A 24,094-nucleotide genomic window follows, 5' to 3' on the forward strand; every position below is an offset into this window, starting at 1 on the left:
CAAGCGCCGAGAAAGCGGCGCGCCCTTAAATCGGCCTTCTGCGGTCCTATATCTATTGAAGCCGTGGAGCAATTCGCCTACATCAGATGCAGTTTGCGTCCACCGCATAGCAGAGGGAAGCGATGGATACTCAAAAGCAGTATATGAACCGGGCGGAAGCACTTTCGGCGGACATCGATGCCGGGCTTCGCGCCCATATGCTCAAGGTTTACAACTACATGGCCAGCGGCCTGGCGCTGACGGGTATCGTCGCCTACGCCGTCGCGCAGATGGCCGTGGAGAGCTGGAGCCCGCTGGCACTGACCGATCTGGGCATGACGCTGTATGCCTCGCCGCTGAAGTGGGTGGTGATGCTGGCGCCGCTGGCCTTCGTGTTCGGCCTGTCGATGGGCATCAACCGCATGTCCTACGCCACGGCGCAGATGGTGTTCTGGGCCTACGCGGCCGTGATGGGTCTGTCGCTGTCCTCGATCCTGCTGGTCTTCACCGGCGAGAGCGTGGCGCGCGTGTTCTTCATCACCGCCGGCATGTTCGCCGCGACCAGCCTGTACGGCTACACCACGAAGCGTGACCTGTCGCGCCTCGGCTCCTTCATGTTCATGGGGCTGATCGGCATCATCATCGCGTCGGTGGTCAACATCTTCGTCGGTTCGACGGCGCTGCAGTTCGCCATCTCGGTGATCGGCGTCATCGTGTTCACCGGCCTGACCGCCTGGGACACGCAGCGCATCAAGGAACTGTATGTCGAGCTGGACGGCAGCGAGATCGCCGGCAAGAAGGCGCTGATGGGCGCGCTGTCGCTGTACCTGAACTTCATCAACATGTTCGTCATGTTGCTGCAGCTGTTCGGTACGCAGCGCGAGTAGCAGACCGCCCAATAAGACGAATGGGAAGGGGCCGTCCGGATATCCGGGCGGCCTCCTCTTTTCGGGCGGTGCTCAGAGGCTGTCGATGAAGCGCGCCAGCTTCAGGTCGCGCGCGCTGATCCCGCCGGCATCATGCGTCGTCAGCGTAATCTCCACCCGGTTATAGACGTTCGACCATTCCGGGTGATGATCCAGCTTCTCGGCCATCAGGGCGATTCTTGCCATGAAGCCGAAAGCCTGATTGAAATCGGCGAATTTGAAGCTGCGGGCGATTGCGGATCGCCCCTCAACCCGCCGCCATCCCGCCAGTTCCTTCAACGCCGCGTCGATTTCCGTATCCGTCAGTCGCTGTACCATCCGAAAAGACCTCCATGGCTGCTTCCAAACTCCTGAAATTCCCCGTCGGCGCCAGCTTGGCGGCCCAGCCCGGGCGCGCTATCGTCGATCACATGAAGACACCGATCCACACCACGGCACCCAGCCTTGAGGATATCGAGGAGATGGCCCTGGCCGCGCTGCAGGTCATCCCCGATCCGCTGCGCCAGCATGTGCGCGATGTGCTACTGCGGATCGAGGATTTCCCCGACGAGGATACCGAACTGGAGATGGGGGTGGAAACGCCCTTCGATCTGCTGGGCCTCTATCGCGGCGTGGCGATGACCAACCGCAGCCTGCTGGACGTGCCGCAGGATGTGGACATGATCTTCCTCTACCGCCGGCCGATCCTGGATTACTGGTGCGAGACCGGCGAGGATCTGCAGGACATCGTGCGCCATGTGCTGATCCATGAGATCGGCCATCATTTCGGCTATTCCGACGAGGATATGGAAGCCATTGAGGAGCAGGACTGAGGGGCGCTCTCGCGCTTTTCTGGCGAGACGACCGTTTTCCTGCCATGCTTTGCCTCTATCTCATGAGGCATGACGCGCTTGGTCCAATCCCGCTCCTGCCATTGTCTGCTGCTGGTCCTGCTGGCGCTTGGCCTGCTGCTGCCGTCCCGCGCGGCGCGGGCGGAGATTCCCGTCGATCTGCAGCTCGTGCTCGCCATCGACGCTTCCTCCTCGGTCGATTTCGACGAATTCAACCTGATGGCCAACGGTCTGGCGCACGCCTTCCGCGACGAGCGCGTGAAGCAGGCCATCTCCAGCGGCGCGCTGGGGGCGATTGCCGTCACGGTGGTGCAATGGGCCAGCGCGGGCACCAACGCCCAGCATGTCTCCGTGCCCTGGCAGCTGGTCGATAGTCCGGCAGCCTCCGAGGCACTTGCCGATACGCTGCAGATGATGCCGCGCGATGTGGATGGCGGCGGTACCTCCATCGGCAATGCCATCCGTTATGCGTCACGGCAGTTCCCGGCCGGCCCCTATCGCGGGCTGCGGCAGGTGATCGACGTGTCGGGGGATGGCATCGACAATGGCGTCGATCCGGTGCGCGAGGCACGCGACGAGGCGGTCGGGCAGGGCATCACCGTGAATGGCCTTGCCATTCTGAACGAGGAAAAGAATCTCGACCGGCACTATCAGGATTATGTCATCGGCGGGCCCGGTGCTTTCGTCATCGATGCCGCCGACTATGCCGACTTCTCCCGCGCCATCCTGCAGAAGCTGATCCGCGAGATCAGCGACGTGCCCATCGCCCGGAATGATCGGGTGCCTGCCGCTATCCTGGCCGCGCGCTAGATCTTGCTGAGCGGGAAATAGCGCGTCAGCAGGAAGGGTGTCTCCCGGCTGTCCTGGCGGAACAGGGCGACCGCCTCAACGCGCAACGGCTCGGCTGCGAAACGCGCCACCATCGGCTCCAGCGCCTGACGGAAGGCGGCTCGCTCAGCCTCGTCGGGCAGGCGGCAGGTCAGCGTCAGGTGGAAGCGGAACTGGTCCATCACATAGGGATAGCCCCAGCGCACCAGCATCTCTTCCTGCCGGTCGCTCAGCCCGGCGGCGCGCCGCTTCGCCAGCTCCGATTCCGTGGCCGGCGCGCGGAAACGGTCAAGCGCGGTAACGGCGGCGGCGGCCAGCGTGTCGATCTCCGGCGATGGCGTGGCGCATTGCAGGGCCAGGAAGCCCGACAGCTCCTTCAGCACCAGCGGTGGCGCGATAAAGGGGCGCAGCTGTGCGGCGAACCGCCCGACGCTGCTGACAAGCTGCGCCTCCGTCGCCTTGGGATGCAGCCGGAAGGGCGGCTTCAGCGTGCCGTGGAAGCCGTAATGCCGGGCATCGCTGGTGACGTTGGCGAGGCGCGCCGGCGTGACGCCGGCCACCGCCGGCTGTTCGCGCAGCGCGCCGCTGACGGCATCGCGCCCCAGCCAGCGGCAGCCGAAACGGTACAGGTCACTGTCCTCGGGCGGGCAGTAATACAGGGCGTAGCGGGGATCGCTCATGTGGGGCGGGTCTTCAGTCTGTGGAATTGTGCCTGGGCGACGCCGGCCAGCACCACCAGCCCACCGATGATCTGGCCGGTGGTCGGGATGGCGCCGATCAGCATCGAGATAAGCACGGCGAAGATCGGCAGCAAGTTCATATAGAGGGCAGCCACCGGCACGCCGACGATGCCAATGCCGCTATGCCACAGGAAGGTGCCGAACAGGGTGGGCAGCAGCGCCACATAGATGAGGCCGACCACGATGGTCAGCGGCGGCAGCGCGTCGGGCAGCTGGGCGATGCCGGCGAGGCAGAGCAGGGGATAGAGCAGCACCATGCCGGTGCCCGCCGCCGTCATGGTGAAGCCGGTGATCTGCAGCTGCGAATAGCCGGCCAGCCAGCGCTGTGCGAAGACCGAATAGCTGCTCCAGCAGATCATGCCGCAGACCAGCAGCACCTCGCCCAGCACCGGCACGCGGTGATCCTGGCCCGGCCCCGCTGGCTCGCGGCTGAACACGGCGATCAGCCCGCCGGTGACGGCGAAGGCCATGGCCAGCCACATTTCCCGGCCGGGACGGGTGCCGCTGATGATCCAGTTCACCAGCGTCGCCACGACGGGCGAGCAGGTGGCGATGATGGCCGCGGAGATCGGTCCGGCGAAATAGATGCCCGAGGAATAGAACAGCGCGAAGCCCAGCACGCCGGGGATGCCCAGGATTGCGATCCGGCGCAGTGGAAAGCGCGCCGGGATGCCGGCATCTGCCTCTGCATCCTTCGGCGGGGCGGGGCGGAAGGGCTGCGCCGTCGAGAGGGTGAGCCAGCACATCGCCACCGGAATCAGGATCAGGTAGCGGAACAGCGCCACGGTCCAGACATCCAGCGTGCCCAGCAGCACATCCAGCACCGGGATGTGCGATCCCCACAGGATTGCCACGCCCAGCAGCAGCATGTTGGCAAACAGAACGCGGCCGAGCGGAAGGTCCGCCCGGCCGCTGCCTGTCACCGGATTTGGGGTTTCGGTCACGTCCCCCGGATCATTTCATCGTCGGCATGATGAATTCGGCGCCGGAGCGGATGCCGGTCGGCCAGCGCTGGGTGATCGCCTTCATGCGGGTGTAGAAGCGCACGCCTTCCGGCCCGTGCATGTGGTGATCGCCGAACAGCGAGCGCTTCCAGCCGCCGAAGGAATGGAAGGCCATCGGCACCGGGATCGGCACATTGATGCCCACCATGCCGACCTTGATCTGGCTGGCGAATTCGCGCGCGGCATCGCCATCGCGGGTGAAGATCGCGGTTCCGTTGCCGAATTCATGGTCGTTGACCATCTTCACCGCGCTTTCATAGTCCGGCGCGCGCACGACGGAGAGGACAGGGCCGAAAATCTCCTCCTTGTAGATCGTCATGTCGGTGGTGACATTGTCGAACAGGCAGCCGCCCATGAAGAAGCCGTTCTCATAGCCCTGCAGCTTCAGGTCGCGGCCATCGACCACCAGCTTGGCACCTTCCTTCACGCCCTGATCGACATAGCCGCGCACCTTCTCCAGATGCTGGCGGGTGACCAGCGGCCCCATCTCCACTTCCTTGTCCATGCCGGGGCCGACCTTCAGCGAGCGCACCTTCGGCGTCAGCCGGTCGATCAGCGCATCGCCCACCTTGTCGCCGATGGCGACGGCGACGGAGACCGCCATGCAGCGCTCACCGGCGGAGCCGTAGCCCGCGCCCATCAGCGCGTCTGTCGCCTGGTCGAGATCGGCGTCGGGCATGACAATCATGTGGTTCTTCGCGCCGCCCAGCGCCTGCACGCGCTTATTGTGCGCGGTGCCGGTGTGATAGACATATTCGGCGATCGGGGTGGAGCCGACGAAGCTGACCGCCTCGATGCCCGGATGGGTGAGGATCGCGTCCACCGCCTGCTTGTCGCCGTGCACGACGTTGAACACGCCGTCCGGCAGGCCCGCTTCCTTCAGCAGCTCGGCCAGGATCAGACCGGCCGAGGGATCGCGCTCCGACGGCTTCAGGATGAAGGTGTTGCCGCAGGCAATCGCCACCGGGAACATCCACATCGGCACCATGGCCGGGAAATTGAACGGGGTGATGCCGGCGACCACGCCCAGCGGCTGGCGGATGGTCCAGGCGTCGATGCCGCCACCCACCTGCTCGGTATATTCGCCCTTCAGCAGCTGCGGAATGCCGCAGGCGAACTCGACCACTTCCAGGCCGCGCGTCACCTCGCCCTGCGCGTCGGGGAAGGTCTTGCCATGCTCCGCGGTGATCGCGGCGGCAAGCCGGTCCATGTTCTTCTCGATCAGTTCCTTGAACTTGAACATGACGCGCGCGCGGCGCAGCGGCGTGGCGGCGGCCCATGCCGGGAAGGCGGCCTGCGCGGCTGCGACGACCTTGTTCACCTCGGCCGGGGTGGCCAGCGGCACGCGGGCCTGCACCTCACCGGTCGCCGGGTTGAACACGTCGCTGAACCGGCCGCTCGTGCCGTCCAGCGGTGCGCCGTTCACATAATGCTGCAGCGTCTTGGTCATGGGGGTTCCTCCGAGTTGTCGTGACGCCGGGTCCGATCCGGGGATCGCCCTGCGGCCTGCCTGTTTGACTGTCCGGGCTTGGTTATAGCGCCCCATGATGGGGAAGAACAACGGGCCGATAAGCACCGTTTGGCGATCCGCGGCAAACCGCCTTATCCTGCAAAGAAAGAACGAACCGGGAGAGGACGCCATGATCGCGCATATACTGACACCCCGCATGATGCTGATCGGTGGCGATGCCGCCAAGGAGGTCGCGCTGGTCATGCACAAGCTGGGGGTGCACCGGCCGCTGATCGTGACCGACCCGTTCATGCGCGCTTCCGGCATGCTGGCGCATGTGACCGACCCGCTGGAGTCCGCCGGCATCCGCTGGGATGTCTTCGCCGATACCGTGCCCGATCCGACGACGGATGTGGTGGAGGCCGGGCTGGGCCGGCTGCGCCTCGGCACCTTCGACTGTCTGATCGCCTTCGGTGGCGGCAGCCCGATGGACACCGCCAAGGCGATGAACGCGCTGGCGGCGCTTGGCGGCAAGATGCGCGACCATAAGGTGCCGAAGGCCGCCGACAAGGCGGCGGTGCCGCTGATCTGCATCCCGACCACGGCGGGCACCGGCTCGGAGGTGACGAAATTTTGCGTCATCACCGACACCGAAACCGACGAGAAGATGCTGGTGATGGGGCTGGGCTGCCTGCCGACGGTGGCGCTGGTCGATTACAGGCTGACGATGAAGAAGCCGTTCCGGCTGACCGCCGATACCGGCATCGACAGCATCACCCACGCGGTCGAGGCCTATGTCTCGAAGAAGCGCAACCCGATGTCGGACGTCTATGCGCTGACCGCGATGCGGCGGCTCTACACCCACATCCGCACCGCCTGCTTCGAGCCGGAGAATGAGCAGGCGCGCGAGCAGATGATGCTGGGCGCGACGCAGGCAGGCCTGGCCTTCTCCAACGCCTCGGTGGCGCTGGTGCATGGCATGAGCCGCCCGATCGGCGCCTTCTTCCATGTGCCGCACGGCCTGTCCAACGCCATGCTGCTGCCCGCCGTGACGGAATTCTCCGCCGAGGCGGCGCTGGACCGCTACGCCGATTGTGCGCGCGCCATGGGCATAGCGCCGGAGGATGAGGGCAACCAGTCGGCGGTGAATAGGCTGCTGGATGCGCTGCGCCGGCTGAATGAGGATCTGAAGGTGCCGACGCCGAAGGAATACGGCATCGACGAGGGGCGCTACATGGAACTGCTGGACACCATGGCCAGCCAGGCCATCGCCTCCGGCTCGCCCGGCAACAATCCGCGCGTGCCCGACGCGGCGGAGATCGTCGATCTCTACAAGCGGGTTTACGCCTAGCTTTTCGCGGGCGGCAGGGCGGTCGGCGGCTCTGTGTTGCCGCCCGCAGGGCCGGTTCCGGCGCTCTTCAGGGATTCGGGCGACCACAGGGGCTCGTCCGGCCCTGGGTTATTCGCGCCCGCGCTGTTTTCCGCGCCGTCGTTGGGCCAGCGCTGCAGCGCCAGCGCCCAGATCAGCGCGATGTTCAGCACCGGCACGAAGCTGGCCAGCACCCACCAGCCGGAATGGCCGATCCGGTGCAGGACGCGCACCGATGCCCAGATGGTGACGGCGAATACCGCCAGGCCCAGCAGGCCGGCGGGCACCAGGATCACCTCCATGCCGGCCATCATTATTCGCGGGTCCGGGATTCGGAAGCCCGGGGCCTGTTCGGCCAGTCCATGAAGGCCAGCGGCAGCAGCGCCAGCAGCCAGCCAATGCCGGGCACGAAGACCAGCAGGGCGAACAGCGGGTTCAGGCCCGTGCGCTCATAGATGCGCCACATGGGGTAGATGATCAGCAGCGCGAAGATGATGTTCCAGCCGAACATGCCCATGCCGGAATACTCCCTCAGGATGCGTCGGTGCGCAGGCTCTTCTTCAGCTTTTCGGAGGCGGATTTCAGCTGCCCGCAGGCGGCCATGATATCCGCGCCGCGCGTCGTGCGCACCGGCGAGGCATAGCCCGCCGCCATAAGGATCTTGGAGAACTTGTCGATCCGCGTGTTGCTGGACCGCTCAAAGGGCGACCCCGGCCAGGGGTTGAACGGGATGAGGTTCATCTTCGCCGGAATACCCTCCAGCAGCTTGACCAGCGCGTGCGCATCCTCGTCGCTGTCGTTCACGCCCTTCAGCATCACGTATTCGAAAGTGATGCGCCGCGCGTTCGAGGCACCCGGATAATCGCGGCAGGCCTGGATCAGCTCGGCCAGCTTGTATTTGCGGTTCAGCGGTACGATGACGTCGCGGATCTCGTCGGTCACCGCATGCAGCGAGACGGCCAGGTTCACGCCCAGCTCCTCGCCGCATTTCGCCATGGCCGGCACGACACCGGCGGTGGACAGGGTGATCTTGCGCCGGGACAGCGCGATCCCCTCGCCATCCATGATGATCTTCAGCGCCTTGGCGACATTGTCGTAATTATAGAGCGGTTCGCCCATCCCCATCATGACGATGTTGGTGAAGTTGCGCCCTTCCATGCTGGCCGGCCATTCGCCCAGCTTGTCGCGCGCCAGCATCACCTGGCCGACGATTTCAGGGGCGCCCAGATTGCGCACCCATCGCTGCGTGCCGGTGTGGCAGAACTTGCAGGTCAGCGTGCAGCCGACCTGGGAGGAGACGCACAGCGTGCCGCGATCCTCCTCGGGGATGAAGACGGTCTCGACCTCGTTGCCATCCTCGAAGCGCAACAGCCATTTGATGGTGCCGTCAGTGGATTTCTGCTCGGTGACCACCTGCGGCCGCTCGATGCGGAATTGCTCGGCGAGTTTCCCGCGCAGATCCTTGGCGATGTTGGTCATCGCCTCGAAATCGGTGACGCCGCGATGATAGACCCAGTTCCACACCTGCTTCATGCGGAAGGCGGGCAGGCCCATCGCGGCGAAGGCGGCGGCCATATCGGCGCGGTCCATGCCGACGAGGTTCGGGCGCGCGGCTGCGGGGGCGGCCGGGACGACGGGTTCCGGCTTCCAGATTTGATCGATCAGAGGCTGTACAGCGGACATGGGCGGTTACATAAGCGTCCTCTGCCGACAAAGCAACGGGAAGCTTGGCAATAGGTGGATGATAGGCACCGGTCCGCTGGATAAATAGCGGTCTCCGTGAGAGACTTTCGACCGGTGGCAACGTGTGGCGATGAGTGCTGTTGAGGGCTGTCTGGATGGGTGACGTTCTTGATCGAGGCATTCTGGTTTGTCCGGCCTGTGCCACTGCCACACTGATGGTGCAGCAGGACGATGCTACAGGCAGGGGCTACAGCTGTATGTCCTGCGGGCATGTGTGCCGGGAAGAAGATGGCGTGCTCGACCTGCGCCTTGATGCCAGTTTCGACACATTGTTGGATGTCGAGGAGTATGACGCCGCGCATCATGTAACCGACGGCAGCGCCCGTATTCTGGCCCGGCTTTATAGCGACATCGTTACGGGTAAGGGAAAGGCCGCAACGGGTAAGGTGCTGGAGATCGGTGCCGGATCGGGAAACCTGACCTGCGGACTAGCGGAACATAGCGAATTTGCGGAAATACACTGTTCCGACCTTTCGCCTGCGTTCATGCGGTTGCTGTGCCAGCGGATAAAAATGCTGAGCTGCCGCAACACTGTCCATTTCTATCTGCTTGATGCAAATGAGCTGCCGTTTGTGCCAGGCAGCTTCGATTTTGTTTTCGGCCACTCGATTCTCCATCATCTGGCGCATTTCGAGCGCGCGATTGCGGCAGCGTATCGTGTCCTGAAGCCCGGCGGCATCGCTGTTTTCGGCGAGCCGGTAATGGATACGAATGCCCTTATATCGCTTGCGGCCGGTACAATCAGGATGATGGAAACGGTGCGGCCGGTTCCGGCCTTCACGCGCAGGGAGCAGGCCATTCTGGAGGTGGTGGCGCGCCGAAGCGCGGAGAAGCGGGCAAACATGGAAGGCGACCGCGATGCGCTGCGGCAGATCGAAGACAAATTCATGTTTGCGCTTGCCGACATGCGGCATTTGGCTAAGGAACTCGGATTCAGTGATTTCGACTGCATATCGCCGCATGTGGGTAAGGGATACGGCGCTGCTGTTAAAGCGGGGCTGGTCCAGATTTTCCGGCAGTGCGCTATCGACCCTGCCAAGCTCGACCCCTATCAGGCGGTTTTCGAGAATCTGGAATTGACCATGGGGCCGGTGGCAGACCGCCACCCTGTGGGTATGTTCAGCTATTTTGTCTTCGTGAAGTGAGGCGGAGCCCCGGCTTGCCGGGGGCGAAAGCTTCGCCTATAAGGAGGAGCATCGCGGGTGTAGCTCAATGGTAGAGCAGCAGCTTCCCAAGCTGACGACGAGGGTTCGATTCCCTTCACCCGCTCCAGATTTTCCCTGACATGAAGTGTGTCTCTCATCCTGTGATGAGAAGCATCCGGTGTTTGCACGGATCTGTCCGGCCGCTTGATCCTGTTGCCGTAGTCTGTGGCGTGCTGCCACGCAGAATCCCATGAAAGACTGACGACTCCCGGCATCACACTTGCCTGCGGTGGGTGCGTTCCAGCCATTTCATCGTGTGTTCTATTTTAATATTGCAACTCATTCTTATTATCGTTTCTATGACTTTCGGCTGCGGATACCTCTACGAGAGGGCGTCGGGGCGCCTTGAGGTGATCTGCCTGGCCGGCCCGTTTTATCGGGCGTTTTGGGGTCATTGAGTCATTTAAGGGGACACAGATGAGGATGAAGAAGGCGCTGGTTGCCGGGGCCATGTGGCTCAGCGCGGCCACAACGCAGGCTTTGGCGCAGGACAGTTCCAGGCAGGCTGAAAAAGGGGAAACCCCGGCAAAGACTACGCCGGCGGTGTACGATTACGCGCTCAATCCGATTACCGTCTTCTCGGAACTGGACTCTTATTTCGAGCAGAAGAGCAGCACTGCGCTGAAAGGCGATGTCGATCAAAGCCTGATTCCCTATACGACCAATGTTTTCAACGAGCAGGTCATCGAGGATCTGAAGGCGGACCGGCTTGAGAAGGTCTTTGCCTATATTCCGGGGTTCTCGCGCAGCGGCACCACCGCGAACAGCTTCACGATCAGGGGACAGTCGGTCGATCTGCAGAATCTTCAGGTCGATGGTCTTCCCGGGCTGACCAGCCGTTTTGGCTCTCCGACGACCGCGAACATCGAAAGGGTCGAAGTCGTGAAGGGGCCAGCCTCCGTGCTCTACGGATGGATGGACCCGGGCGGGATGGTCAACATGATCACCAAGAAGCCCGAGGATAAGGAATTCCGTGAAATCACCTTGTCAGGAGAGCTGTTCCCCGAATATGGCGATACCAGCTATACGGGGTCTTTCGACCTTAACGGCCGGGCGAACGCAGACGGCACATTGCTGTATCGCTTGATTGCCGGCTATGAGCGCGAGGATTCCTATCGCGACCATGTCAAGGGCAACACGATGGCGTACCTGTTCCCGTCCTTGTCCTGGGTCCCCGATGACAAAAGGCGCCTGGATTTCCAGCTCGAATATGCCAAGGACGAGCGCGCTGCGGACGATGGGCTGTTCGTGCTGAACCGCGACATCAATCAGCGCGCCGACCTGACGACCTATTATCAGGAGCCGGGCGATATCGATAATGATGAGGGACTGTCGCTGATCCTCAACTACCGCGACGAACTCGCCAAGGACACGAAGCTGAACCTCAAATGGCGCAGTGTCTGGCACACCGACGAGCGCAAGCTTTATGAGAGTAACTCGGTACGGCCGGATGGCACGCTACGGCGGCGCAACCGGCATCAGTACAATGAGCGGGAATACCATTTCGGCGACGCCAACCTGACATTCGATTTCGATGCTCTCTTCCGGCAAAACCTCATCGTCGGCATGGGCGGCGGGTACGAATACCGTCAATATGACCGTCTCGCCTTCGGCGCGCTTGGCGCCAATCTCGACCAGATGAACCCGGTCTACACAGGCGATGTGCTTGAGACCATCCCCGGTTCATACCGGAACTGGGACCTGTATAATTTCGGCGTCTATGCACAGGACCAGATTTTCCTGACCGACAAGCTGAGCCTGCTTGTCGGCGGCCGCTACGACACGCAATCGGGTGACTATAATCTGCGCTATGTGGACAGCGACGAGACGGCTCATGAATCGGTCTCGGTAAACACAACGGCCTATAATGCCGGTATCACCTATCAGCTCACCGAGCAGGCTGCGGTCTATACCAGCCTGTCGCAGTCTTTCAATATGCAGGCCGTTCCGACTTTCGATGAGAATAACCGGCAGTTGGACCCTGAAAGCGGCACGCAGTATGAGGTCGGTCTGAAACTGAGCCTGTTGAACGGCAAGCTGAACACGAACTTTGCCGTTTTCGACCTCGTTAAGGAGAATGTCTCCGAGACGGTCGATGGCGCCAGCGCCCTTATCGGAAGTGTCGAGAGCCGGGGGGCCGAGGTAACGGTGCAATATCAGCCGTCCCTGAACTGGCAGTTCCAGGCCTCCTACGCCTATACGGATGCGAAGGTTGCCGAAACCACCAATGACGAGGCGCGCGGCAATGTGCCGGGCTTCTCGCCGGCGCATACGGCATCATTGCTTGCCCGATATAACTACCCGGAAGAGGTCCTCGGAGGCCTGGTCGGCATGGGGGTTGGGTGGCACTACGAATCGACCCGATATACAGACGAGGATGAGTCCAATCGGGTTCGTCTGGCAGGCTATCATGTAACCGATCTCAATTTTTACTATGAGCTCGACAATCTGAAATTGTCGCTGATCGTCGATAACCTGTTCGACGAGACATACTTCTTTGGTGGGTCGAACGACGTGAAGATCTATGCGGGCGATCCACGCAAGGTCATGGTGAGGGCCAACTACAGGTTTTGATGCCTGTGGGAGGTTGGGTTTGGGAGTCTGGGTTGCTGACCCCTGAACAGGCAAACGCCGCCCGGTTGCCCGGGCGGCGTCGCTTTTTTAGACGTAGCTTTCGGCGTTAGGGCCGGTTAGCGGATGACCTTGGTATCCGCCTCCAGCGCCTGCTTGAACTGCGCCTCGGTCATCGCCAGGACGACGGCCTTCTGCTCCGCATTCACGCGCAGCTGCATCGGCTTCACGGCGATCTCCTTCTCGCCCAGGCCCAGCACGCCGCCCGACCCGATCACGATCTGGTCGATCTGCTTGCCATCCTGGCCCAGCACGACGTCCTTCACCTCGCCGATTTCCTTGCCGTCCTGCGAATGGACCGGCTTGCCGACGATGGCCGCCATGTCAGCCGAGAAACCGGCCTGGGCGTCCGCCGTGGTGGCCTCGCCGCGGCCCGGGGAGGCGTTGGCCAGGGTCTCGAACTCGGCCTCGGTCATCGAGACGACGACGTTCTTCTCCGCGCTGTCATAGCGGATCTGGTCAGCCGGGACGGCGACATTCTTCTCGCCCAGGCCCAGCACACCGCCGGTACCGATCACGACCTGCTGCACCTGGGTGGCGCCGGCGCCGGCAACCACGTCTTTCACCGTGCCGATGGAGGTGCCATCGGTGGTGCGGACGGTCTTGCCGACGATCTTGTTGCTGAACTCCGGATCGCCATCGACCAGCTCCTTGCCGGCCTTGACGGTGCTGTCATAGGCGTCGCTGATCTCCTTGCCGGCCTTGTCCATGGCCCGGTCCACATCCTGGCCGACCGTGGTGTCGGTTTCGGTCTTGGCGCCGGCGCTGCCAGACATGCTGGTGCTGGTGCCGGTCTCGGCCTTGGTTTCGGTCTTGTTCATGTCCGTCGCCAGAGCGGGCGCGGCCATCAGGGGCGCGGCAAGGGCGATGGCGGAAACGGTGGCAATCAGATGCTTACGCATGACTGTCTCCTCTGTGTTGTATCGGTCCCCGCGGATGCGGGGCCACCGACGGTTTGTCCGGTGCGCTGCGTTCGATGCGCTTGCCGGACACTTGTGAGGAGAACGCCCGCCTTGCCGGGCCGGTTCCGGTTGCCGCCAGAATGCCCAATTGGGCGAAAAGGCGGGAGAAACGGACAAATTTCCTTAATTTATTGAAGGGTTTAATCAGATACCTTTATGCCGCGCCTCGGTGAGGACGCCGTTGAAGGCGCGCAGGCGCGTCTCGACCCGCCTGCGTATCTCGTTCCAGCCGGTATCGAGGAACAGCTCTGCTGCCTCCTCGATGCTGTCCACGCTCCACAAATGGAAGCGCCCTTCCGCGATGGCGGCGGTCACGGCGGGGTCGAGCACCAGATTCTGTTCGTTGCTGCGCGGCAGCACGACGCCCTGATCGCCGGTCAGCCCGCCATTCTCAACGCAGGTGCGGAAGAAACCCTCGACCTTGTGATACGCGCCGCCGATGGCCTGCGTCTTGCCGTGCTGGTTCACGGAGCCGGTGATGGCAAGATCCTGGCGCACCGGGATGTCGGCAAGGTCGGAGAGGATGGCGATCAGTTCCGCCATCGAGGCGCTGTCGCCCTCCACCCCGCCATAGCTCTGCTCGAAGGTGATGGAGCAGGTGAAGGACAGCGGAATGTCGCGCGCGAAGCTGCCGGCAAGGAAGCCTTGCAGCACCATGACGCCCTTCTGCTGGATCGGCCCGCCGAGATCGACATCGCGTTCGATGTTGGTGACACCCTCCCGGCCGGCCGAGGCACGGGCCGAGACGCGGGCCGGCATGCCGAAGGCGTGGTCGCCGAGATCGCGCACCACCAGCGCGTTGATCTGGCCCACGACCCTGCCGCGCACATCGATCATCACCGTGCCGTCGGTGACCGCTTCCTGCAAACGGTCCTCGACCCGGGCGTTACGGCGATGGCGTGCGGCGATGGCGGCTTCCACCGCCTCATGGCCCAGCACGGCGCCCTTGCGCCGGGCAGCGGGCAGCTGCCGGACGGCCTCCACCAGAATATCGTCGATCAGCTCGAAGCGCGCCGTCAGCTTGCGGCGGTGGCCGGCTTCGCGCGCGGCCTCGCCCAGCAGCCTGTCCACCGCGTCCGGCGACAGGGTCACGCCGTCGAACTGCCGCATCATGTCGCGCAGCAGGCCGGCGTAGCAGGCGATATTCCCGGCTGTGGCCTCCATGTCCGGATCGATATCGGCCTTCACCTTCACATAGGCCTGGAATTCCGGGTCGCCGGAAAAGACCGAGTAATACCAGAAGGGGGAGCCGACAATGACGAGCTTCAGGTCCAGCGGGATCGGTTCGGGCCGGGGCGCGCCGGCAATCGGCACGCTGCCGGCGCGGTAGCGTTCCTCGATCTGGATCGACCGGTCGCGCAGTGCCCCCTTCAGGAAGGTCCAGGCGGCGGGGTCGCGGGCCAGGGCCTCGGCGCGCACCACCAGCACGCCGCCATCATTGGCCTGATGCAGGGCGCCCGGCCGGATCAGCGTGAAGTCGGTCTCCAGCGAGCCGGCGGCCTGGCGGTATTCGATCCGGCCGAACAGGTTCTCGTAGGTCGGGTTGGGTTCCAGCACGACCTTCGGGTGGGTCTCGGTGCCGTGATCGACGAACAGGTTCACGGCATAGCGCTGTGCCGGCGGCATCACGCCGGGCTTGCTCTCGCCCTCCATCGCCATCTGGAAGGCGCCCAGCTGTTCGGTCATGTCGGCACGCATTTCGGTGAGCCAGCGCCCGAGCTGCGGAATCTGGCCGAATTCTGCGAGCACGCTGTCGACCGGCCCGGCGATGGCATGGTCGGCAATGCGCTGGTTCAGCTCCCTGATCCAGCCGACCAGCTCCATCTGCCGCTGGCCGGCCCAACGGTTGATCTCCGCCAGCTCTTCCAGAAGGCGCTTGGCGGTTGCCTCGGTCTCCGGCGAGTGCGGCTGCGGGGCCGTATCCGGCTTGCCGTCGCCATCCTTATCCTCGGGCGGCGGCACCATGACGGTGAGGCCGGTTTCCGTGCGCACGATCTCCAGCCCGGCGGCGCGGGCGCGTTTCTGCACCTCCTCCAGCCGGGCGTTGATCTCCTCCTGCAACTTTTCCTGCCGGCTGCGCACCTGCCGCTGATAGTCCTCGCCGGTGAAGGCGCGCTTCAGCGCCTCCGTCACCTCACCGACCAGCGCTTCCATGCGGCTGCGGAAATGCCGGCCGGTGCCCACTGGCAGGCGGAAGGGCAGCGGCTGATGCGGATGGCGGAAATTGTTCAGGATCACCCAGTCGCTGGGGGCGGGGCGCGTCTGCATCGCCTGTTCCAGATAGCGCAGCGTGGCGGTCATGCGGCCGCTGCGCTCCTCGCCCAGCACGAAGACGTTGTAGCCCAGATCCTCGATGCCCAGCGCGAATTCCAGCGCTTCCCGGGCGCGCCGGTGGCTGGTGAAATCGAAGACGGTGCTGTCGGCGCCTGCTTCCGCCACCGGGGCAAAGCTGGGAAGGGCCACCTCGGCGGCGGTCAGCTTCTTGAGGGCTTCAGGCTTGGGGGCTGGCACGGCGGGTGGACTCCTTGTTTCGGGCGTCGGCGCCGATCTTGCCGGCTCAGCCGCCGCTTGTCAGCCTGTGCGCCGTGCGTACCAGATCCGCAAGATCGAGCAGCCGGGCGACATAGAGGTCGCGGATTTCATAGGCCTTGTCCGACTCGCCGCGCAGTGTGGCCTCCAGATGATCGACCAGTCGTACCAGCCGGCGCTGGTGCAGGCCCAGCCGGCGCTGCACCGGGTCGGTCACGACCCCGGCAAAGGCGGCCATGATGGCGCCGGCTCCCAGCAGTCCGCCGGTCACGCCCGCGACCAGCAGCGGCGAGGCGGCGGCCTGACCATACCACAGCCCGCCCAGCAGCCCGGCGACCGGCCCGGCGGAGGCGGCGGCCTTCTGCGCCATCAAATTGGCGACGGCAGGGCCGAGCGACAGCATGCCTGGCGTGAATCCCTTTATGCCGACGGCACCGGCCCCAACCGCGAAGAGCGAGGTGGTGATGTCGGCGGCCGCCGTGCGGCTGCCCATATAGGTGGCCAGCGCCTGCTCCAGCCGCTGCCGGAAGGCCGGATCGTCGGCATGGCGGGCCAGCTCCATAAGCGGCAGGCGGAAGGCGGCGACGATTCGCGGGTCGGTCATCAGCGTTTCGCCCAGCGCGTCACGCGGATTCTCCCGGCCCGGCTGGTTGTAGGGCAGCTGAAGAAGGTCAGTGTAGAGCAGCCAGGACAATTCCCGGCCGACATCGGTTTCGAGAAACAGCCGGCGGCTGTTCAGCCACTCCGCCGTTTCCCGCCGGCCGAGACGCTGCGCCGTGGCGGCGGCGGCCTTTACGCCGACCGCCGGCAGGCCCATCGCCAGATTGGCCGGTGCCCGCAGCATGTCCCAGCCGAGCGCCCGGCGATGCAGTTTCCAGGCACCGGCAAAGCCGAAATGCCGGTCCACAAAGTCGGGCACGGCCGCCCTTCGGCTATCACAGTAGCGGGCGATGGCGGTATCGACCAGCCGGCCCGCCCCCTCACGGTCGAAGGCGAGCGGCAGGGCAGGTGCGGCGGCGGGCAGTGCCGTGAGAGGGTCGAGACTTTCGGTCATGCTGTCTGATAGATGGGGCAGCAGGCCGGTTTTCGCCAGAGCCACCATGAGCCGGAGCAGGCAGCCATGCGCCCCGCAGGCTTGTGCGCTATGCCGTCGCCCCGCTTAATAGCCCGGCATCGATCAGGGGAGGGGAAGTGATGAGCCTTTACGCGCCGCCGCAGGATGTGCAGACCGAGGTGCTGTTCCGGCTGCCGGACGAATTCCGCGACAAGCGCCGCACCGACTGGTCGGTCTTCAACAAGGGCGGCGAGGCGGCGGACTGTTTCCTGGAAGGCCCGTCCTTCGACCACGCCGGCAACCTCTATCTGGTGGATATCCCGTTCGGGCGCATCTTCCGCGTCTCGCCCGCCGGCGACTGGACGCTGGTGAAGCAGTATGACGGCTGGCCGAACGGGCTGAAAATTCACAAGGACGGCAGCATCTGGATCGCCGATTACCGGCACGGCATCCTGAAGCTGGACCCGGAGAGCGGCGCGATGGAAACCATCGTTGGCCATGTCCATTCCGAGGGGCTGAAGGGCTGCAACGACCTTGTCTTCGCCTCGAACGGCGACCTCTATTTCACCGACCAGGGCCAGACCGGCCTGCATGATCCGACGGGCCGCGTGTTCCGGCGGACGGCGGATGGACGGCTGGAGTGCCTGATCGATACCGTGCCCAGCCCGAACGGGCTGGTGCTGAACGCGGCGGAAACCCAGCTGTTCGTCGGGGTGACGCGGGCGAATGCGGTCTGGCGGCTGCCGCTGCATGCCACCGGCGGCACCTCGAAGGTCGGGATGTTCGTGCAGCTGTCCGGCGGCACCGGGCCGGATGGGCTGGCGATGGGCAGCGGCGACGAGCTGGCCGTGTGCCATGTCGGGCTGGGCAGCGTGTGGCTGTTCAACCGGCTGGGCGAGCCGATGTACCGGGTGCGCAGCTGCCGCGGATTGCTGACCACCAACCTCGCCTTTGGCGGCCCAGACGGCCAGACCCTGCACATCGTGGAATCCGATACCGGCTGTGTGCTGGGCACCCGTTTGCCGCTCGCCGGACAGCGCCTTTATGGCCAAAGCTGACGGTAGCCGGGTAAACGCGACAGATCGTCGCAGATTATTCGACCCACCAGTCTTGAAAGCGTCACGGTTTCACTTTATGTAAAGCGCGAGTTCAATCCCCGCGCATTCTCGCCGCAGATGACAGAGGCCCATTATCGGGCCGGTTTTCCTGTCCCCATATGGCGAGCCAGACCGCAAGCAGGGTTCTGCACGGCAGTCCTTTCGACTGCCCGGACCGGCTGTTTTTCTCTGCGAAGGGCGCGGCGTATAACCAGAAGGAGTTCCATATGACCGATACCAGCCTTGCCGGCCGCAAGATCGCCATCCTCGTCGCCAGCGGTTTCGAGGAAGTTCAGATGACGGACGCCCAGAAGGCGCTCATCGCGTCGGGCGCGCAGACCCGTATCGTGTCGCGTGAGAACGGGCTGGTGAATGGCTGGCACGACAATTCCTGGGGCCACTTCTTCCCGATCGATGCCGACCTGACCCAGACTCTGGCCATCGACTATGATGCGCTGCTGATTCCGGGCGGCGCGCGCAGCATCGCCAAGCTGCTGGATGATCCGCATGCCAAGCGCATTGCGAAGGCCTTCCTGAAGGGCAACCAGCCGGTTGTGGCCTTCGGCGACGCGATCTCCCTGCTGGCGATCACCGAGGAACTGGCCGGCCGCACCGTGACCGGCGAGGACAGCACCAAGGAAGCCGCCGAGAAGGCCGGCGCCAACTGGAGCGAGGAAGATATCGTGGTCGATGGCATGCTGGTCACCGCAAAGGGCGACGCGCAGATCGGCGCCGCGCTGGATGCGCTGATGGCCAATGTGACTGAGTACGCGGCGACGCTGACCGACGAAGCGGCGTAACGCCGGCTTATCGGCCGATATCTTGGCGCCGGTCCCGGAAACGGGGCCGGCGTTTTTCTTTGTCAGGACCGGGGTCAGGCCAGCTGCCGCCGGTACAGCAGCTCCAGCGTAACGCCCTCGCCACCCGGTACGGTCCCGGCCTCACGGAACCCGAACCGTTCGTAAAGGCGCCGCGCGCCTGCATTCTCGGCAAAGACATTCAGCGTCTCGATGGGCGGCGTGCGGGCGAGGGCAGCGCGCAGCAGGCCGCTGCCGATGCCCTTGCGCTGATGCAGCGGGTGCACGAACAGCTGGTCGAGATGCGTGCCCATGCCGGCGGCGAAACCGGCAGCCTTCCCATCCATCAGCGCGACAAGTCCCCACTCCCAGTCCGGCAGCTTGCCTTCATACCAGTCGCGGCATTCCTGCCAGCTGTAGTTCCAGCCCATGAAGGCATAGGCGGTCAGGCAGGCCTCGCGGTGGATATTGGCGATGATCTCCACATCGTCGTCGGCAAGCGGGCGGTGTGTCGCTGGCATGATCTGACGCCTGTTGCGGTGATGGCCCTATAACCTAGCAGCGGTTTTAGGGGGTCGAAAGCTGCGCCGTCGCGCCGGTCTCTGTTCGTTTCTTGCAGAACAATGATTTTACAAGGAAAACAGCCATTTTTTCTTGATTTTCCGGCCCCTCTTCTCCCATATGCCCGGCTTGTTCCAGATATCTGGGTCATCTGCTGGGAGGAGAGCGATAATGGCGAAAAGCGCGCTGATCCGCTCGGGGATGGACTTGGAAGACATGCCAAGCGAAACCCCGGTCATGGCCGACACGGCCACTGCTGTTCCTTATACCGTTGTCGGGGAGACCGATGCGGACAAGGACCATTTTGTCGTGCGCGATGGCGTGGCCTTCGCCGGGACGCATCTGATCATCGATCTGTGGGATGCCTCGCGTCTCGACGAGATCGGCCATATCGAGGAAACGCTGAAGGAGGCGGTGGAGGCGGCCGGAGCGACCCTGCTGCATATCCATCTGCATCATTTCACGCCGAATGGCGGCGTGTCCGGCGTTGCCGTGCTGGCGGAATCGCATATCAGCATCCACACCTGGCCGGAACGCGGCTATGCCGCGCTGGACGTGTTCATGTGCGGCGATGCACGCCCTCATGAGACGCTGAAGGTGCTGCGCCGCGCCTTCGAGCCTGGGCAGGTCGGGCTAGGCGAGCATCGCCGGGGGCTGACCCTGTGAGCCGTGAGGAATGGCTGGAGGAGCGGCTGCGTCCCAGCCTCGCCCAGAAGCTGCGGATTGACAGGCAGCTCTACCGCGACAAGACCGAGCATCAGGATCTCATCGTCTTCGAGCACCAGCTCTATGGCCGCGTCATGGCGCTGGACGGCATCGTCCAGACCACGGAGGCTGACGAGTTCGTCTATCACGAGATGATGACCCATGTGCCAATCCTGGCGCATGGGGCGGCAAAGCGCGTGCTGATCATCGGCGGCGGTGATGGCGGCATGGCGGAAGAGGCGCTGAAGCATCCGCTGGAGAAGCTGGTGCAGGTGGAGATCGACCGCACGGTGGTCGATATCGCGCGCGAACATCTGCCGTCGATCAGCGGCGGTGCCTATGACGACCCGCGGATGGAGCTGCTGATCGCCGACGGCGCACGCTATGTTCAGGAAACCGACGAGCGGTTCGATGTCGTCATCGTCGATTCGACCGATCCGGTAGGGCCGGGCGAGATCCTGTTCTCCCAGGAATTCTACGCCGGCTGCAAACGCTGCCTGACGCCCGGCGGCATCATCGTCACCCAGAACGGCATTCCGTTCTTCGAGCGCTATGCAGTGGAGAACACCTATCGCCGGCTGGGGACGCTGTTCCAGGATGTCAGCTTCTTCCTGGCGCCGGTGCCGGCCTATATCGGCGGCTTCATGGCCTTCGGCTGGGGCACTGACGATAAAACGCTACGCTGCCAGCCGCTCGAAACCCTTGCCGGGCGCTTCGCCGGGCTGGGGACGAAGCTGCGGTACTACACGCCGGCCATTCACCAGGCCGCCTTCGCGCACCCGCAATTCCTGGTCGATATCCTGGAAGCGGTGGAGTCGGAAAACGCCTGAACCGGATGGGGCCGCAACGGAAGCGGGCGGCCCCATCCGGAAGCCGATGCCTGTCGCCGCGCGGTAGGGGGGACATCGAGAGGGGATCGATGCCGCGAGGCTCTTGGCGTCGACCGCCGGGCAGGACCGCCCGTCGTCGGTGTACGCTTAAGTATGTTGCGTGATTTTCTGACAAAAAACAATAGTCAATCATCTGTCTATATGTGGGTGCTTGCCGGGGACGGTTTCAGCATGGTATGAGCCGCCGCCGAGCATGAAGATCGACCGCCAGCCGGAAGGGCCGCTTCGCATGGAAATCGTCAGCCTGGACATCCCGGATGTGAAGCTGATCACGCCCCGCCGCTTCGGCGATAATCGCGGTTTCTTCTCCGAAACCTGGAACCGCGCCGCCTTTGCCGAGGCCGGTATCGAGGCGGATTTCGTGCAGGACAATCATTCCCTGTCGGCGACCGTGGGCACGCTGCGCGGCCTGCATTTTCAGATTCCACCTTTCGCGCAGGCCAAGCTGGTGCGCGTCAGCCGGGGCGCGATCTTCGATGTGGCGGTGGATATCCGCACGGGCTCGCCCACCTATGGCAAATGGGTGGGGGCGGAGCTGAGTGCGGAGAACTGGGCGCAGATGTATGTGCCCAAGGGCTTCGCGCATGGCTTCGTCACGCTGCTGCCCGATACCGAGGTGCAGTACAAGGTCGATGCGCCCTATGCGCCGGAGCATGATCGCGGCATCGCCTGGAACGATCCGGCCATTGCGGTTGACTGGCCGCTGGAAGGCCGCGATCCGGTCCTGTCCGGCAAGGATGCCGCCCTGCCGGCCCTTGCCGATATTCCGGCCCCCTTCACGATGGAGACCGCATGAGTCAGCCGACGCTTCTGGTTACCGGCGGGGCCGGTTTCATCGGGTCCGCCGTGGTGCGGCAGGCCGTCGCCGAGGGCAAGTGGCGTGTCGTCAACATCGACAAGCTGACCTACGCCGCCAACCTTGCCTCGCTCGATCCGGTCGCGGGCGCGAACAATTACCTCTTCGAGCAGGCGGATATCTGCGACCGCGCGGCGATGGCGCGGATCTTCGCGGCCTACAAGCCTACTGCGATCATGCATCTGGCGGCCGAAAGCCATGTGGACCGGTCCATCGACGGGCCGGCCGCCTTCATCGAAACCAACATCGTCGGCACTTACAGCCTGCTGGATGCGGCACTGACCCACTGGCGCGGGCTGGACGAGGCGGGCAAGCGGGCCTTCCGTTTTCACCACGTCTCCACCGACGAGGTGTTCGGCAGCCTGGGCAAGGAGGGGCTGTTCACCGAGACCTCCCGCTATCAGCCGAACTCGCCCTATTCCGCCAGCAAGGCCTCGGCGGACCATCTGGTGCGCGCCTGGCACGAGACCTATGGCCTGCCGGTCGTGATGAGCAACTGCTCGAACAATTACGGCCCCTACCAGTTTCCCGAGAAGCTGATCCCGCTGATGATCTTGAAGGCGATGCGGGGCGAGAAGCTGCCGATCTACGGCAAGGGCGACAATGTGCGCGACTGGCTCTATGTCGAGGATCACGCGACCGCCCTGCGCCTGGTGCTGGAACGGGGTGCTGTCGGCGAGAGCTACAATATCGGCGGCAAGTGCGAGCGCACGAACCTTGAGGTAGTGGACGCGCTGTGCGCGCTGTTGGACGCGCGGCTGCCGGAGTCGACGCATCGCCCGCATAATGGCTTGAAGAGCTTCGTCGCCGACCGGCCGGGCCACGACAAGCGCTACGCCATCGACTGCACGAAGATCGAGCGCGAGCTGGGCTGGACGCCGGCCGAGACGTTCGAAAGCGGCCTCGCCCGCACGGTGGACTGGTACCTCGCCAATGAGGGCTGGTGGCGGCCGGTACTGGAAGGCACCTATCAGGGGCAGCGCCTCGGCCAGGCTTCGGGCGCCGGCTGATGGCGCGGATCGTCGTCACCGGTGCGAATGGCCAGCTTGGCACGGAACTGCTGCGGCTGCCCCTGCCGGCGGGCTGGACGATCCAGGGCTTCAGCCGTGCCGAAGCCGATATCCGCGATCCTGCCGCCATCCAGCGCCTTGTCGCAGGCGCCGACCTGCTGGTGAATGCGGCCGCCTACACCGCCGTGGACAAGGCCGAGGAAGAGGCGGACATCGCCTACCAGATCAATGCCGAGGCGCCGGGCCTGCTGGCCGCCGCCTGCCGGGAAGCCGGCATCCCGATGATCCATGTCTCCACCGACTATGTGTTCGATGGCAGCAAGGCGGACGCCTATGTCGAGAGCGACCCGGTCGCACCGCTCGGCGTGTATGGCGCCAGCAAGGAGCTGGGCGAGCGCGCCGTCCGCAAGGAGCTGGAGCGCCATGTCATCCTGCGCACCAGCTGGGTCTATGCCGCGCACGGCCGCAATTTCGTGAAGACCATGCTGCGCCTGGGCACGGAGCGCGAAGCCCTGCGCGTGGTTGCCGACCAGCATGGCGCACCGACGGCGGCCGGCGATATCGCGGCGGCGATCCTGGCGATTTCCCGGAAGCTGCTGGCCGGCTCCACCGCCTATGGCACCTATCACTACACCGCCGAGGACGTGACCAGCTGGCACGGCTTCGCCGAGGCGATCTTCGATCTGGCACAGCCGGCGCTGGGCAAGCGCCCGACGGTCGAGGCGATCCCGACCAGCGCCTATCCGACACCGGCGCAGCGCCCGGCCAATTCCGCGCTGGACTGCAGCAAGGTGATGGCGGCCTTCGCGCCACCCCGCCGGAACTGGCGCACAGCACTGCAAGAAGTGCTGCGGGAGATACTGGCCTCATCCAGGCTTTGACAAAGTTTGTAGCCACTCTCATGCTTTATCGAAGTGAAGGAGGGCGT

The 24,094-nt window shown here is 64.2% G+C and carries 24 protein-coding genes and 1 tRNA gene; 14 read left to right on the top strand and 11 right to left on the bottom strand.

Going from position 1 to position 24,094, the window contains the following annotated elements; translation table 11 throughout:
• Positions 1 to 122 precede the first annotated feature (122 nt).
• Complete coding sequence (locus P24_RS05700) at positions 123 to 866, top strand: Bax inhibitor-1/YccA family protein (protein ID WP_121221729.1); 744 nt, start codon at positions 123 to 125, stop codon at positions 864 to 866.
• Between the two features lie 72 nt (positions 867 to 938).
• On the opposite strand, the gene P24_RS05705 is transcribed toward P24_RS05700, so the two are convergent.
• Entirely contained in the window at positions 939 to 1,223 is a 285-nt protein-coding gene (locus P24_RS05705; RefSeq protein ID WP_008943747.1) for a 4a-hydroxytetrahydrobiopterin dehydratase, read from the bottom strand.
• 14 nt (positions 1,224 to 1,237) lie between these two features.
• On the opposite strand from P24_RS05705, the gene P24_RS05710 reads away from it, so the two are divergent.
• Both P24_RS05710 and P24_RS05715 read left to right on the top strand, forming a co-directional pair.
• The gene (locus tag P24_RS05710) at positions 1,238 to 1,717 is read left to right on the top strand and encodes a metallopeptidase family protein (protein WP_008943748.1); all 480 of its coding nucleotides are present in this window, start codon (positions 1,238 to 1,240) and stop codon (positions 1,715 to 1,717) included.
• A 69-nt stretch (positions 1,718 to 1,786) separates the two neighbouring features.
• The gene (locus tag P24_RS05715; RefSeq protein ID WP_008943749.1) at positions 1,787 to 2,545 is read left to right on the top strand and encodes a DUF1194 domain-containing protein; all 759 of its coding nucleotides are present in this window, start codon (positions 1,787 to 1,789) and stop codon (positions 2,543 to 2,545) included.
• Here the strand turns inward: P24_RS05715 and P24_RS05720 are convergent.
• From P24_RS05720 to P24_RS05730, 3 genes are read right to left on the bottom strand one after another with little or no spacing between them, the layout of a single operon-like run.
• A complete protein-coding gene (locus P24_RS05720; protein WP_008943750.1) occupies positions 2,542 to 3,243 on the bottom strand; it encodes a DUF1045 domain-containing protein in 702 nt (233 codons plus the stop codon). The two genes, P24_RS05715 and P24_RS05720, sit on opposite strands and share 4 nt — an antisense overlap.
• The gene (locus P24_RS05725; protein WP_008943751.1) at positions 3,240 to 4,247 is read right to left on the bottom strand and encodes a DMT family transporter; all 1,008 of its coding nucleotides are present in this window, start codon (positions 4,245 to 4,247) and stop codon (positions 3,240 to 3,242) included. Before P24_RS05725 ends, P24_RS05720 begins: the two co-directional genes overlap by 4 nt.
• A gap of 10 nt (positions 4,248 to 4,257) precedes the next feature.
• Positions 4,258 to 5,757, bottom strand: coding sequence for a CoA-acylating methylmalonate-semialdehyde dehydrogenase (locus tag P24_RS05730; RefSeq protein WP_008943752.1), 1,500 nt, complete (start codon positions 5,755 to 5,757; stop codon positions 4,258 to 4,260).
• Between the two features lie 190 nt (positions 5,758 to 5,947).
• Between P24_RS05730 and P24_RS05735 the strand changes: the two genes are divergently transcribed.
• Entirely contained in the window at positions 5,948 to 7,108 is a 1,161-nt protein-coding gene (locus P24_RS05735; protein ID WP_008943753.1) for an iron-containing alcohol dehydrogenase, read from the top strand.
• On the opposite strand, the gene P24_RS05740 is transcribed toward P24_RS05735, so the two are convergent.
• The 3 genes from P24_RS05740 to rlmN are packed head-to-tail and all read right to left on the bottom strand — an operon-like array spanning position 7,105 to position 8,809.
• Positions 7,105 to 7,428, bottom strand: coding sequence for a DUF805 domain-containing protein (locus P24_RS05740; RefSeq protein WP_083859585.1), 324 nt, complete (start codon positions 7,426 to 7,428; stop codon positions 7,105 to 7,107). The two genes, P24_RS05735 and P24_RS05740, sit on opposite strands and share 4 nt — an antisense overlap.
• An 11-nt stretch (positions 7,429 to 7,439) precedes the next feature.
• The gene (locus P24_RS05745) at positions 7,440 to 7,643 is read right to left on the bottom strand and encodes a hypothetical protein (protein WP_008943755.1); all 204 of its coding nucleotides are present in this window, start codon (positions 7,641 to 7,643) and stop codon (positions 7,440 to 7,442) included.
• Between the two features lie 14 nt (positions 7,644 to 7,657).
• Positions 7,658 to 8,809 (bottom strand): 23S rRNA (adenine(2503)-C(2))-methyltransferase RlmN, encoded by a 1,152-nt coding sequence (gene rlmN / locus P24_RS05750; protein WP_008943756.1) that lies wholly within the window; start codon positions 8,807 to 8,809, stop codon positions 7,658 to 7,660.
• A 155-nt stretch (positions 8,810 to 8,964) separates the two neighbouring features.
• On the opposite strand from rlmN, the gene P24_RS05755 reads away from it, so the two are divergent.
• The 3 genes from P24_RS05755 (at position 8,965) to P24_RS05765 (ending at position 12,648) form a co-directional block, all read left to right on the top strand.
• Positions 8,965 to 10,014: a class I SAM-dependent methyltransferase gene (locus P24_RS05755; RefSeq protein WP_083859571.1), complete on the top strand. Its 1,050-nt coding sequence runs from the start codon at positions 8,965 to 8,967 to the stop codon at positions 10,012 to 10,014.
• A gap of 53 nt (positions 10,015 to 10,067) precedes the next feature.
• A tRNA-Gly gene (locus P24_RS05760) sits at positions 10,068 to 10,141 on the top strand.
• 350 nt (positions 10,142 to 10,491) lie between these two features.
• On the top strand, positions 10,492 to 12,648 hold the full coding sequence (locus tag P24_RS05765) for a TonB-dependent siderophore receptor (protein WP_083859573.1): 2,157 nt from the start codon (positions 10,492 to 10,494) through the stop codon (positions 12,646 to 12,648).
• Between the two features lie 116 nt (positions 12,649 to 12,764).
• On the opposite strand, the gene P24_RS05770 is transcribed toward P24_RS05765, so the two are convergent.
• The 3 genes from P24_RS05770 to P24_RS05780 all read right to left on the bottom strand — a co-directional run bounded on the left by P24_RS05770 (position 12,765) and on the right by P24_RS05780 (position 17,250).
• Positions 12,765 to 13,607, bottom strand: coding sequence for a PRC-barrel domain-containing protein (locus P24_RS05770; RefSeq protein WP_008943759.1), 843 nt, complete (start codon positions 13,605 to 13,607; stop codon positions 12,765 to 12,767).
• Positions 13,608 to 13,811: 204 nt separating this feature from the next.
• Positions 13,812 to 16,178, bottom strand: a complete 2,367-nt coding sequence (locus P24_RS05775; RefSeq protein ID WP_008943760.1) for a Lon protease family protein — start codon at positions 16,176 to 16,178, stop codon at positions 13,812 to 13,814.
• 46 nt (positions 16,179 to 16,224) lie between these two features.
• On the bottom strand, positions 16,225 to 17,250 hold the full coding sequence (locus P24_RS05780) for a DUF6635 family protein (RefSeq protein WP_156816193.1): 1,026 nt from the start codon (positions 17,248 to 17,250) through the stop codon (positions 16,225 to 16,227).
• 140 nt (positions 17,251 to 17,390) lie between these two features.
• Here P24_RS05780 and P24_RS05785 point away from each other — a divergent pair, with 140 nt between their 5' ends.
• Both P24_RS05785 and P24_RS05790 read left to right on the top strand, forming a co-directional pair.
• The gene (locus P24_RS05785; RefSeq protein ID WP_008943762.1) at positions 17,391 to 18,308 is read left to right on the top strand and encodes an SMP-30/gluconolactonase/LRE family protein; all 918 of its coding nucleotides are present in this window, start codon (positions 17,391 to 17,393) and stop codon (positions 18,306 to 18,308) included.
• A 266-nt stretch (positions 18,309 to 18,574) separates the two neighbouring features.
• Complete coding sequence (locus P24_RS05790) at positions 18,575 to 19,147, top strand: DJ-1/PfpI family protein (protein WP_008943763.1); 573 nt, start codon at positions 18,575 to 18,577, stop codon at positions 19,145 to 19,147.
• Between the two features lie 74 nt (positions 19,148 to 19,221).
• Here the strand turns inward: P24_RS05790 and P24_RS19095 are convergent, their stop codons facing one another.
• Positions 19,222 to 19,665, bottom strand: coding sequence for a GNAT family N-acetyltransferase (locus tag P24_RS19095; protein WP_008943764.1), 444 nt, complete (start codon positions 19,663 to 19,665; stop codon positions 19,222 to 19,224).
• Between the two features lie 256 nt (positions 19,666 to 19,921).
• Here P24_RS19095 and speD point away from each other — a divergent pair, with 256 nt between their 5' ends.
• The 5 genes from speD to rfbD all read left to right on the top strand — a co-directional run bounded on the left by speD (position 19,922) and on the right by rfbD (position 24,047).
• Positions 19,922 to 20,371, top strand: coding sequence for an adenosylmethionine decarboxylase (gene speD / locus P24_RS05800; protein ID WP_408962315.1), 450 nt, complete (start codon positions 19,922 to 19,924; stop codon positions 20,369 to 20,371).
• The gene (gene speE, locus P24_RS05805; protein WP_008943766.1) at positions 20,368 to 21,240 is read left to right on the top strand and encodes a polyamine aminopropyltransferase; all 873 of its coding nucleotides are present in this window, start codon (positions 20,368 to 20,370) and stop codon (positions 21,238 to 21,240) included. The genes speD and speE overlap by 4 nt, the downstream gene beginning before the upstream one ends.
• Before the next feature lie 289 nt (positions 21,241 to 21,529).
• Positions 21,530 to 22,096, top strand: a complete 567-nt coding sequence (gene rfbC, locus P24_RS05810; RefSeq protein ID WP_040706773.1) for a dTDP-4-dehydrorhamnose 3,5-epimerase — start codon at positions 21,530 to 21,532, stop codon at positions 22,094 to 22,096.
• Entirely contained in the window at positions 22,093 to 23,166 is a 1,074-nt protein-coding gene (rfbB, locus tag P24_RS05815) for a dTDP-glucose 4,6-dehydratase (RefSeq protein WP_008943768.1), read from the top strand. Before rfbC ends, rfbB begins: the two co-directional genes overlap by 4 nt.
• Positions 23,166 to 24,047, top strand: coding sequence for a dTDP-4-dehydrorhamnose reductase (gene rfbD / locus P24_RS05820; RefSeq protein WP_008943769.1), 882 nt, complete (start codon positions 23,166 to 23,168; stop codon positions 24,045 to 24,047). Before rfbB ends, rfbD begins: the two co-directional genes overlap by 1 nt.
• Positions 24,048 to 24,094 lie beyond the last annotated feature (47 nt).

This window comes from Oceanibaculum indicum P24 (assembly GCF_000299935.1).
Taxonomy (GTDB): domain Bacteria; phylum Pseudomonadota; class Alphaproteobacteria; order Oceanibaculales; family Oceanibaculaceae; genus Oceanibaculum; species Oceanibaculum indicum.

Bases quoted from the DNA above. Each gene is read 5' to 3' on its own strand.
- P24_RS05700 (WP_121221729.1), top strand. From the start codon at position 123: ATGGATACTCAAAAGCAGTATATGAACCGGGCGGAAGCACTTTCGGCG.
- P24_RS05705 (WP_008943747.1), bottom strand. From the start codon at position 1,223: ATGGTACAGCGACTGACGGATACGGAAATCGACGCGGCGTTGAAGGAA.
- P24_RS05710 (WP_008943748.1), top strand. From the start codon at position 1,238: ATGGCTGCTTCCAAACTCCTGAAATTCCCCGTCGGCGCCAGCTTGGCG.
- P24_RS05715 (WP_008943749.1), top strand. From the start codon at position 1,787: ATGACGCGCTTGGTCCAATCCCGCTCCTGCCATTGTCTGCTGCTGGTC.
- P24_RS05720 (WP_008943750.1), bottom strand. From the start codon at position 3,243: ATGAGCGATCCCCGCTACGCCCTGTATTACTGCCCGCCCGAGGACAGT.
- P24_RS05730 (WP_008943752.1), bottom strand. From the start codon at position 5,757: ATGACCAAGACGCTGCAGCATTATGTGAACGGCGCACCGCTGGACGGC.
- P24_RS05735 (WP_008943753.1), top strand. From the start codon at position 5,948: ATGATCGCGCATATACTGACACCCCGCATGATGCTGATCGGTGGCGAT.
- P24_RS05740 (WP_083859585.1), bottom strand. From the start codon at position 7,428: ATGGAGGTGATCCTGGTGCCCGCCGGCCTGCTGGGCCTGGCGGTATTC.
- P24_RS05745 (WP_008943755.1), bottom strand. From the start codon at position 7,643: ATGGGCATGTTCGGCTGGAACATCATCTTCGCGCTGCTGATCATCTAC.
- rlmN (WP_008943756.1), bottom strand. From the start codon at position 8,809: ATGTCCGCTGTACAGCCTCTGATCGATCAAATCTGGAAGCCGGAACCC.
- P24_RS05755 (WP_083859571.1), top strand. From the start codon at position 8,965: ATGGGTGACGTTCTTGATCGAGGCATTCTGGTTTGTCCGGCCTGTGCC.
- P24_RS05765 (WP_083859573.1), top strand. From the start codon at position 10,492: ATGAGGATGAAGAAGGCGCTGGTTGCCGGGGCCATGTGGCTCAGCGCG.
- P24_RS05770 (WP_008943759.1), bottom strand. From the start codon at position 13,607: ATGCGTAAGCATCTGATTGCCACCGTTTCCGCCATCGCCCTTGCCGCG.
- P24_RS05780 (WP_156816193.1), bottom strand. From the start codon at position 17,250: ATGACCGAAAGTCTCGACCCTCTCACGGCACTGCCCGCCGCCGCACCT.
- P24_RS05785 (WP_008943762.1), top strand. From the start codon at position 17,391: ATGAGCCTTTACGCGCCGCCGCAGGATGTGCAGACCGAGGTGCTGTTC.
- P24_RS05790 (WP_008943763.1), top strand. From the start codon at position 18,575: ATGACCGATACCAGCCTTGCCGGCCGCAAGATCGCCATCCTCGTCGCC.
- P24_RS19095 (WP_008943764.1), bottom strand. From the start codon at position 19,665: ATGCCAGCGACACACCGCCCGCTTGCCGACGACGATGTGGAGATCATC.
- speD (WP_408962315.1), top strand. From the start codon at position 19,922: ATGCCAAGCGAAACCCCGGTCATGGCCGACACGGCCACTGCTGTTCCT.
- rfbC (WP_040706773.1), top strand. From the start codon at position 21,530: ATGGAAATCGTCAGCCTGGACATCCCGGATGTGAAGCTGATCACGCCC.
- rfbB (WP_008943768.1), top strand. From the start codon at position 22,093: ATGAGTCAGCCGACGCTTCTGGTTACCGGCGGGGCCGGTTTCATCGGG.
- rfbD (WP_008943769.1), top strand. From the start codon at position 23,166: ATGGCGCGGATCGTCGTCACCGGTGCGAATGGCCAGCTTGGCACGGAA.